Annotated in this window: 3 protein-coding genes; all 3 read right to left on the bottom strand. The window is 74.7% G+C overall.

Going from position 1 to position 2,271, the window contains the following annotated elements:
• Nucleotides 1-432 (bottom strand): aldolase/citrate lyase family protein (locus tag AOK15_RS40260; RefSeq protein ID WP_240508818.1); only part of this gene is annotated, 432 nt, incomplete at its 3' end.
• Nucleotides 429-1,628: a CaiB/BaiF CoA transferase family protein gene (locus tag AOK15_RS40255; protein ID WP_055524101.1), complete on the bottom strand. Its 1,200-nt coding sequence runs from the start codon at nucleotides 1,626-1,628 to the stop codon at nucleotides 429-431. The genes AOK15_RS40255 and AOK15_RS40260, both read right to left, overlap by 4 nt.
• Nucleotides 1,625-2,271 (bottom strand): ADP-ribosylglycohydrolase family protein (locus tag AOK15_RS40250; protein WP_167738927.1); only part of this gene is annotated, 647 nt, incomplete at its 5' end. The genes AOK15_RS40250 and AOK15_RS40255, both read right to left, overlap by 4 nt.

Here is a 2,271-nt window from a genome sequence, read left to right as displayed (position 1 = left end):
CGGGTGGGCGGCGGCGATCTCGTACGCCCGTTCCACGGCGAGCGCCGACTCCAGCAGGGGGAGGAGGGGGAGGGCCCCGCCGTCCGCGGGGGCGGCGCGCTCCGCGACGCGCACCACGTCGGCGGCGGCCGAGATCTTCGGCAGGCGGAGGGCGCCCACGCCGGGGAGCGGGGCCAGCGTCTTGAGGTCGTCCTCCGCGTACACGGTGTCCAGGGCGTTCACCCGGACGTGGACCGGGAGGGGCGGGGGCTGCGAGAGCAGCTCGGCGGTGGCGGACCGCGCGTACTCCTTGCGGTCGGCGGCGACCGCGTCCTCCAGGTCCACGATCACGACGTCCGCGTCGGAGGCCAGCGCCTTGAGCACCACCTCAGGGCGGTCGCCGGGGACGTACAGCCAGGTCAGCGGGACGGAGGCGACGGGCCGGGCGGTCACAGGGCGCCTTCCTCGCGGAGGGCCGCGATGTCCGTGCCGGTCAGACCCAGCTCGGTCAGGACCGCGTCCGTGTCCGCGCCGTGCGGGCGGCCCGCCCAGCGGATCGCGCCCGGTGTCGCGGAGAGCCGGAAGAGGACGTTCTGCATGCGCAGCGGGCCCAGCTCGGGGTCGTCGACGGTGGTGACGGTGTCGAGGGCCCGGTACTGGGGGTCGGCCATCACCTCCCGCACGTCCTGGATGGGGGCGACCGCCGCCTCCGCCTTCTCGAAGGCCTCGACGACCTCCTCGCGGGTGTGGCGGGCGATCCACGCGCCGACCGCCTCGTCCAGGACGTCCGCGTGGCGGGCCCGCTCCGCACCCGAACCGAACCACGGCTCGTCGATCAGCTCCGGACGCCCGACCAGACGCATCACCCGCTCCGCGACGGACTGCGCGGAGGTCGACACGGCCACCCAGGAGCCGTCCGCCGTGCGGTAGGTGTTGCGGGGCGCGTTGTTCGCGGAGCGGTTGCCCGTGCGGGGCTGGACGTGGCCCAGCTGGTCGTACCAGAGGGGCTGGGGGCCGAGGACGGTGAGGATCGGCTCGATGATCGCCATGTCCACCGTCTGCCCCTCGCCCGTACGGTCACGCGCGGCGAGCGCGGTCATCACCGCGTACGCCGTCGCCAGGCCCGCGATCGAGTCGGCGAGACCGAACGGCGGGAGCACCGGCGGGGCGTCCGGCTCGCCCGTGATCGCGGCGAAGCCGCTCATCGCCTCGGCGAGGGTGCCGAAGCCGGGGCGGCGCGCGTACGGGCCGAACTGTCCGAAGCCGGTCACGCGGGCCAGAACCAGGCGCGGATTGACGGCGGACAGCTCCGGCCAGCCCAGGCCCCACCGCTCCAGGGTGCCGGGGCGGAAGTTCTCGATGATCACGTCGGAGGTGGCGGCGAACCGGAGGAGGGTGTCTCGGCCGCCCGGTGTCGAGAGGTTCAGCGTCAGGGTGCGCTTGTTGCGGCCGAGGAGCTTCCACCACAGGCCCACACCGTCCTTCGAGGGGCCGTGGCCGCGCGACGGATCCGGTTTCGTGGGGTGCTCGACCTTGATGACCTCCGCGCCGAAGTCGCCGAGCATCGTGGCGGCGAGGGGACCGGCGAAGAGCGTGGCGAGGTCGAGGACGCGCAGATGGCGGAGCGGGGGGTCGTACGCCTGGGTCATGAGCGGCGGATCTCCCGGTGGGTGAGGTGGGCCAGGGCGTCGAAGCCGATGCCGTCGAAGTCGGCGACCGAGGTGGCCAGGCGGTTCTTGAGGGGCGCCGTCCACCGGTCGGGGAGCGCCCGGGGGGATCCGGCGAGGAGGCCCGCGACGCTGCCCGCCGTGGCGCCGTTGGAGTCGGTGTCCCAGCCGCCCGACACCGCTCGGCAGACGGAGGCGGTGAAGTCGCCGTCCGCGTGGGTGAGGGCGGCCGTCAGCAGGGCCGTGTTGGGGAGGGCGTGGACCCAGTGGTGGTCGGCGTAGGCGGTGTGGAGTGCGTCGACGATCCGGTCGAAGTCCCGCTCCTCGGCGGCCAGTCGCAGGGCGTGGCGGATCGCTTCCGCCAGGCGGGACTGCTCGGGGACGACGGTGAGGCCGGTGCGCAGGCAGTGGTGGATGTCGTGGGCGCCGGTGGCGGCCTCGGCGATGACGGCCGCCACGAACATCGCCGCGTACACGCCGTTCGCGGTGTGGGTGAGGGTGGCGTCGCGGTGGGCCTGCTCGGCCGCGGCCGCCGGGTCGCCCGGGTGGGTCCAGCCGTGGACGTCGGCGCGGATCAGGGCGCCGATCCACTCGCGGAACGGGTTGCGGTGGCGGGCGGTGCGGG

Origin of the sequence: Streptomyces ossamyceticus (genome assembly GCF_001418475.1) — a bacterium.
Taxonomy (GTDB): domain Bacteria; phylum Actinomycetota; class Actinomycetes; order Streptomycetales; family Streptomycetaceae; genus Streptomyces; species Streptomyces ossamyceticus.
Note: the sequence above shows the minus strand (reverse complement) of the source record. Positions and strands in the feature narration are given on the sequence as shown.